Annotated in this window: 9 protein-coding genes; 8 read left to right on the top strand and 1 reads right to left on the bottom strand. The window is 41.3% G+C overall.

The window, feature by feature from the left end; genetic code table 11:
* The 8 genes from AAC037_RS15060 to AAC037_RS15025 form a co-directional block, all read left to right on the top strand.
* On the top strand, positions 1-895 hold an 895-nt coding region (locus AAC037_RS15060; protein ID WP_339903753.1), incomplete at its 5' end, for an aldo/keto reductase.
* Between the two features lie 57 nt (positions 896-952).
* Entirely contained in the window at positions 953-1,885 is a 933-nt protein-coding gene (locus tag AAC037_RS15055) for a Gfo/Idh/MocA family oxidoreductase (protein ID WP_339903752.1), read from the top strand.
* Entirely contained in the window at positions 1,875-2,651 is a 777-nt protein-coding gene (locus tag AAC037_RS15050) for an SDR family oxidoreductase (protein WP_339903751.1), read from the top strand. Before AAC037_RS15055 ends, AAC037_RS15050 begins: the two co-directional genes overlap by 11 nt.
* Positions 2,644-3,450 carry an SDR family oxidoreductase gene (locus AAC037_RS15045; protein WP_339903750.1) on the top strand — a complete coding sequence of 269 codons (807 nt, stop codon included), beginning with the start codon at positions 2,644-2,646 and terminating at the stop codon, positions 3,448-3,450. The genes AAC037_RS15050 and AAC037_RS15045 overlap by 8 nt, the downstream gene beginning before the upstream one ends.
* 33 nt (positions 3,451-3,483) lie before the next feature.
* Entirely contained in the window at positions 3,484-3,873 is a 390-nt protein-coding gene (locus tag AAC037_RS15040; RefSeq protein ID WP_339903749.1) for a Rid family detoxifying hydrolase, read from the top strand.
* Entirely contained in the window at positions 3,870-4,958 is a 1,089-nt protein-coding gene (locus AAC037_RS15035; RefSeq protein WP_339903748.1) for a membrane dipeptidase, read from the top strand. Before AAC037_RS15040 ends, AAC037_RS15035 begins: the two co-directional genes overlap by 4 nt.
* Positions 4,959-4,987: 29 nt before the next feature.
* The gene (locus AAC037_RS15030) at positions 4,988-6,352 is read left to right on the top strand and encodes a hypothetical protein (protein WP_339903747.1); all 1,365 of its coding nucleotides are present in this window, start codon (positions 4,988-4,990) and stop codon (positions 6,350-6,352) included.
* A gap of 25 nt (positions 6,353-6,377) precedes the next feature.
* A complete protein-coding gene (locus AAC037_RS15025; RefSeq protein ID WP_339903746.1) occupies positions 6,378-7,031 on the top strand; it encodes a transcription elongation protein SprT in 654 nt (217 codons plus the stop codon).
* Between the two features lie 84 nt (positions 7,032-7,115).
* Here the strand turns inward: AAC037_RS15025 and AAC037_RS15020 are convergent.
* Positions 7,116-7,516: DNA recombination protein RmuC (locus AAC037_RS15020; protein WP_339903745.1), on the bottom strand; the 401-nt coding region annotated here is incomplete at its 5' end.

Raw genomic sequence — 7,516 nt, 5'->3', positions numbered from 1 at the left:
CGGGGGTGTGGAAATCGGTTTGCCTTATGGCCCCGGTGTTCATTCTGAGAAGGACATGTTGCAAGAAAATGAGGCAATAGCTCTTTTGCTTCAGGCTTTAGATAAAGGAGTCAACTTTTTCGATACCGCCAGAATGTATGGTAAAAGTGAGGAATTGATAGGCAAAGCTTTTCGGCAAAAGCGGGAGGAAGTTGTGATCTGCACAAAATGCCAACATTTGAAAAATACTTCCGGCGAATTACCTGATGACAAAACCCTGGCGCACATAATAAGAGGCTCACTTGAAGAGAGTTTAGCAGCCTTAAGTATGGGTTATGTGGATGTATTGATGTTACACCAAGCAGATTTAAGCATTTTGAAGAATGAGGCAGTCTGCCGAACCTTTGAAGATTTGAAAAAGGAAGGGCTAACCAAAGCCATAGGTGCCTCTACTTATTCTGTGGAGGAATCAGAAACAGCTATTAATTCAGGCTTATGGGAAGTCATTCAATTGCCCTTCAATTTACTTGACCAAAGGCAGGCAGAGATTTTTGATTTGGGAGCTGAAAAAGGCGTCGGTATGGTGGTTCGTTCTGTTTTGATGAGAGGAATGCTAAGTGAACGTGGTAAAAACCTAAAAGCACCTTTGGCTTCTATAGAACATCATATTTCGCAATATGCAAGCTTGGCAGCGGAAGAGGGCATGACATTACCCGAATATGCTACCCGCTATGTACTAGACCAAGAGAAAGTTTCATCGGTATTGGTGGGGATTGATAAACCCGTTTATTTGGAAAAGGCCCTCGAAACTGCCGACCTGCCCACCTTAAATCAAAAGCTACTCGCCGGGGCCATACCTTTTTCGGAACCGGAATTTATCAATATTCCCTATTGGGACAGGATGGGTTGGCTTTAATTTCAAGTATAAGGGAAGATAAGATTATGAATTTGCTTTTAAACTAACCAAAAGAAAATGCTAAAAATAGGAATGATAGGAATGAGTCCGGGAAATGCCCACCCTTATTCCTGGTCTTCAATCATCAATGGATCTTTTGATGGCGATATAATCAATGAGATTGGTTACCCTGCAGTATCAGATTATTTACAAGCCAATGAGGATACCCTCGGCATTCCCGGAGCCAAGGTAAGTCATGTGTGGAGTCAAGATCTTGAGATTAGCAAAAGCATTGCTAAAAATGCGGGGATTTCCCATGTAGTGGAAAATTTGGAAGACATGATTGGAGCGGTGGATGCCGTTATTCTCGGAAGAGATGATCCTGAGAGTCATGTGGAGATGGCCAAGCCTTTTTTAGAGGCAAATGTGCCGATTTTTATAGACAAACCTTTGGTTTATTCTAGGGAAGACCTAACCTATTTTTCCGAACAGCATAAATTAGGAAAAGTGTTTATGTCCTGTTCTTCCATGCGCTATTCGCAAGAATGTAGAACAGTCAAAACGGGAATAAAATCACTTGGAGACATTCGTTTGGTAACTGCAGTAGGTAAAAAGGATTGGAAAAAATATGGGGTACACCTTCTGGAGGCACTTTTTAGTACTTTAGGTGATCCTAGACCGGTAAAGGTCCAGCATATAGGAGAAGAAGATGAAGACATTGTAATGGTTACCTTCGAGAATGGTATCAAAGCAACGGTACATTTGTTCAAGGATATTTGTGGCACATTTCAACTTAGCTTTTTTGGGGAAAATGGCTGGAAGATGGCTGATATACAGAATTCTTACTCCATGTTTAGGGACAATCTAATTGTATTTATAGAAGCATTAAAAGGGGAGAAACCCTATTTAGAGTTTTCTAAAACCGCTGCGATTATGGAAGTGGTCATAGGTGCCAAGGAAAGTTTTGAAAATGGGGGTGTAGTAGTTAACATAGCAGAAAATGAACGTTAAAGAATTATTGAGCTTAAAAGGAAAAGTCATTGTAGTCACCGGTGGTTCCGGCCAATATGGTAAATGCCTGGTAGAAGGTTTGGCTGAAGCTGGGGGAACTGTAATAACTACTTCTAGAGATATTGCTTCAGCGGAAAAAACAGCTGCTACTTTTAAAGCCAAAGGGCTGGATGTTTTTGCGATGGAAGTGGACCAAGGGGATAGCACCTCAGTAGTAAAGTTTACACAGCAACTGAAGGAAAAATTTGGCGAACTTCATGTGTTTGTAAACAATGCTGTGTCAAGGCCTATGAAGGGTTACAATCGACCTCTTGAAGAATTTGATGAATCAATGCGTGTAAATGCAACCGGAATGTGGGATTTGCTAAAGGCCATGACAGACTTGATTATCGCTAGTGGAGGTGGATCTGTGATTAATATTAGTTCCATGATGGGCATGAAAGGTCCGGATCTCTCCAATTATGAAGGTACCAGCATGGGAGACTTGCCTCCCGATTATTTTTTCCACAACGCAGGGTTAATTAACCTTAGTCGCTTTATGGCTAAAATGAATGCTGGTAAAAATATCCGATTCAATTGTATTTCCCCGGGTGGATTGTTCAACAATCAACCAGATCAATTTGTAGCCAATTACAATAAAAAAGTGCCTATGGGAAGAATGGCCAATACTGATGATATCAAAGGTTTGGCAGTCTTATTGGCTTCTGAAGCCGGAGCTTATATCAATGGCGAGAATATTTTAATGGATGGAGGACTTAATGCCTGATTCAAAATCTGCAAATTTTGCTGCTTCTCCGTTTTCTCTGGAAGGGAAAACAATTTGGGTTGTAGGAGGAGCAGGTTATTTGGGTCAAGCCGTGGTTCAATTACTTTGTAAGGAAGGGGCCAGGGTTTTGTGCATTGACCGTGAGGACAGGTCTTTTGTTTTTGCGAAAAAAACCAAATTGGGTAGTCTTTTGATTCCATCTCAATTTGATCTTTCGGATACTCAAGCCATTGCCAACTTTGTAAATGAAAATAATGAGAAATACGGATGTCCTGATGGTTTGGTGAACCTTGCCTATGCGGCCAGTGGGAAGTCCTTAGAGAAGATAGAGCCGCAGGATTTTGACCAAGTAATCCACACTGAGCTTACCGCAACTTTTATTTTGGCAAGAGCCGTAGGGCAATTGATGGAGACCGAGGAATCGGGCAGCATAGTATTATTTGGAAGCATGTACGGAATGGGTTCACCTGACCAAAATATATATGAACCTCCCCTTATGACCAACCCTATTGAATACGGGGTAGGTAAAGCAGGAATCATTCAGATGGCGCGGTACCTAGGTATGCATTTTGGACCTAAGAATATACGGTGTAACAGTATTTCACCGGGCCCATTCCCGAATGATAAAGTACAAAAAGCGCATCCCGATTTTATCAAATCCTTAGAAAAAAAGACCTTTTTAGGCAGGGTAGGAGTGGCCAATGAAGTGGCCGGATCTGTAGGGTTTTTACTCTCCAATGCTTCTACTTATATTACGGGGCATAACTTGGTGGTAGACGGTGGATGGACTGCATGGTAATATTAGATTTTAATCAATTAAAAAATATAGATAATGAAAAAGATAGTACACCCTAAAAGAGATTTAAGTTTTGACACCGGCGCTTATTCTGACGCCATTTTGGTAGATGGGTTTTTGTTCGTTTCCGGGCAGGCATCAGTAGATTTTGAAACTTCTGAATTTAAGTTGGGAACCATCGAGGAGGAGACCCAGAGAACCTTAGAAAATATACAGGCAATTATTGAAGCCGCCGGAGGAACCATGGACAATGTGGTAAAATGTACAGTACATTTGTCAGATATCTCAGAGTTTGACCGGTACAATAAGGTTTATGCCAGCTTTTTCAAAAACACCAAACCTGCGCGGATTACCGTTCAATCTGTTTTGGCTGAAAATCTTAAAGTAGAAATCGATTGTACTGCTAAAATACCTAATTCAAAATGAGTAAAAGGCTGATTCTAGATGCGCATTTGGATTTGTCCATGAATGCCATTGAGTGGAACAGGGACTTAAGTAAACCGCTTTCAGACATTCGAAAGGCTGAAATGCATATGCCAGACAAGCCTGATAGAGGTAGAGGAACGGTCTGTTTGCCGGAATTAAGAAAAGGAAAAATCGGCATTGTGGTGGCAACCCAATTGGCTAGGTATTCCCCTCTTGATTCTGCACTTGCCGGATGGAATTCACCTCAACAAGCTTGGGCCATGACTCAAGCCCAATTGGCTTGGTACAGGGAAATGGAAGCACTAGGTGAAATGAAACAGATCTTGACAAAAGAGGATCTGGATCAGATGCTTGCCCTTTGGGAAGATAGCAATATACCTGATGAGGAAAAAGCAATTGGTTATATTCTAAACCTTGAAGGGGGAGATTCGTTGGTAAACCCTTCCTATTTAGACAGGGCTTACGATTATGGACTTCGGGCATTGGGATTGTCTCATTTCGGTCCGGGACGATACGCGCCGGGGACCAAATCAGAAGGGCCCATCACTGAATTAGGCAAGGAGCTGCTCAGGAAAATGGAGCAATACCAAATGATCTTAGACTTTACCCACCTTACGAATCAAGGTTTTGATCAAGCTTTGGATTTATATGGTGGTCCCATTTGGGCCAGTCATCATAATGTTCGGAAAATTGTGCCCAATCAGAGACAGTTAACTGATGAGCAAATTAAAAAATTGGTAAAGCGAGGAGCAGTTATTGGTGGTATGTTAGACTGTTGGGCTATGGATATCCGTTTTATCGATACCATTTCAGACCCTTGGCAATTGGATATCAAATTGGAGCATTTGGTAGATCATTGGGACCATATTTGTCAATTGGTGGGAGACAGTGAACACATTGGGATTGGAAGTGATTTGGATGGCATCTTTGGTACGGAACAATCTCCCTGGGACCTTAATTCCATAGCAGATCTCCAGAAATATGAGGAGATTCTGGATAGGAGGGGGTATTCTGATAAGGATATTGATAATATTTTCCATGGTAATTTTCTTCGCTTTTTAAGAAAAGCACTGCCCTCCGGTTAAAATTTCACAATAATAAATACTTCTTATCCATGTCAAATGTTTTTCAAGCTGGTGCGGCCATTGTCGAAACCACACCTCCCTTAGGGACCATTATAAACGGTGATTTTGTTACCCATTACGCCCAAAAGATACATGACCCTCTACATGCCAAAGCACTGGTAATGAAAAATGAGGACAGCTGCTTGGCCATAGTGATTGTTGACATATGTGTGTTGGGAAAGGAGCTTTTGGATGAAACCAAAGCTATCATTGAGGAAAAATTTGGAATACCTCCCGGGCAGGTTTTGATTTCGGCTACACATACCCATGCTTCTGGTGCTGTGGAGGATGTGCACATGGTGCCAGCAGACATGGCCTATAGGAAACGACTACCTGGTCTGATAACAACGGCTGTCGGGAAGGCTTTGAGCCAGGTAAAACCGGCTCAGTTGGCCTTTGGCGCTATTGATGTTCCGGAATATGTGATGTGTCGCAGGTACTGGATGGAAGATAGTTATTCCCCAATTAACCCGGTAACAGGAAAAGCCGATACAATCAAAACCAACCCATTTGGAGTGGAAGACCAAATCATAAAACCACTCAATATTCCGGATCCTGAATTGAGTTTTTTAGCTATCAAAGGCCTAGACGGGGAATGGATCTCCATTTTGGGCAATTACTCCCTTCATTATGTTGGGGATTGGCAAAACGGAACCATTTCAGCGGATTATTTTGGTATGTTTTCCAATGCATTGAAAGAAAAATTAGGGGCAGGAGATGCTTTTGTGGGGATGATGAGCAATGGTACGAGTGGGGATATAAATATCTGGGATTTCAGTGGGAGAGTTAAATTTCCTGAAGGAGAGTTAGCCAAAAGTAGAAAAATAGGAGGTGAGTTGGCCGAAAAGGTTTTGGAAATGGTTCAAAGTCTTAGGTGGGATAAATCGCCCCAACTCAAAAGCAGTTTTAGCTTGTTAAAGGCTGAGAGAAGGATGCCTAGTTTAGAAGAATTGGAAAAATCAAAGGCCATCTTGGCTTCCGGAGGTTTGGAAGAATTGAAGCCTAATACTGAAGGTTGGGAAAAACTGTATGCCAGAGAGCAAATGTTGCTGAATGAATTTCCTGAAGATGCTTCTTGTCCGGTACAGGTTTTACATATAGGGGAAGGGAAAATTGGTGCTTTACCCGGAGAGTTTTTTGCGGAAACCGGGCTTAAAATTAAAGAAGGACTTGATTTTCCCTATTTCACAATTAGCCTGGCCAATGAAAATGTAGGCTATGTTCCACCCGCACATGAGATAGAGAAAGGAGGCTATGAAACCTGGAGGTGTAGGATCAGTAACCTTTCTACAGGTTCGGAGGAATTGTTTAGAAAAAAACTACTTGAGCTTATTCACGAGGATAAAAATCCTTAATTTTGATTTCAGTTAATAAGCAAAAGTGGAAAAAGAAAAGTGGTTGGAAAATTTACAAGGCAAGGTACCTGAAAAGGCCTTGTCTTATTGCTTTTCCCTATGGGAGGAGGAACCTTTTATCTTTGAAATCACCAAATCAAGAAGGTCAAAACTGGGCGATTTTCGCTATAGAAAGGATAAAAGTATTCAGAAAATCACCATCAATAATGACCTGAATCAATACCAATTTTTGATTACTTTTATTCATGAGGTAGCTCATCACCGTGTTTTTAGCCGATACAAGGAAAGAATTGGGAAAGGAATATTGCCTCATGGGATCGAATGGAAGCAAAGTTTTAAGTGGTTGATGGCGCCAATGTTACATGAGGGGGTGTTTCCCAATGATATATTGATCCCCCTAAAACTGTACATGAATAACCCTAAAGCTTCCACCGGTGCGGATTTATTTTTGATGAAGGAATTAAGAAAGTACGATAAAAACACCTTTATCAAAGAAGAACCGCTTTTAGGAGACCTTGCCATAAATACTCACTTTTTATTAAGAAAAAGGCAATTTAAGAAGTTGCGTACACAAAGAACCAGGGTGTTGTGCCAAGAATTGGCTACAGGTCGAAATTACCTTATTTCCGGACATGCCGTAGTCAAGGAAATAGACAATCCTGAAGATCTACCTTTCTGATAGGCAGACTTATCAACTAAAATTGGTTATCCGAACTTACTTATTAATCCCAAAAAATGTCACATACAGCAATGCTTGACCAAATTATTCGTTTCCGGAAATTTTATTTCGGGCATTGACACCTAATGCTCTAAGCTTTTCTGCCTGTGATATTAAATTGCCTTTGCCGGTTTTGAGTTGTTTAATAGCGGTTGCATAACTCTCTTGGGACCTGTCCAGATGCTTTCCAATGTCTTCCAGACTGTGTAGAAAATTGGCAAGTTTGTCATAAACTTTGCCTCCTCTGTCAGCGATTTCAATGGCGTTTTTGGATTGATCATCCCTTATCCATAGGTCTTTGATCATTTTTAGCGCAGCAATTAAATTGCTACTACTAATCAGTAGCACTCGTTTTTTATAGGCATATTCCCATAGTTTAGGGTCAGCCTGAAGGGCCACGATATAAGCTGCTTCAAGCGGAATAAACATGATGACAAAATCCAGGG

The sequence above is a fragment of the uncultured Cyclobacterium sp. genome (assembly GCF_963976465.1).
Lineage (GTDB): Bacteria > Bacteroidota > Bacteroidia > Cytophagales > Cyclobacteriaceae > Cyclobacterium.
This window is presented reverse-complemented; position numbering and strand designations above follow the sequence as displayed.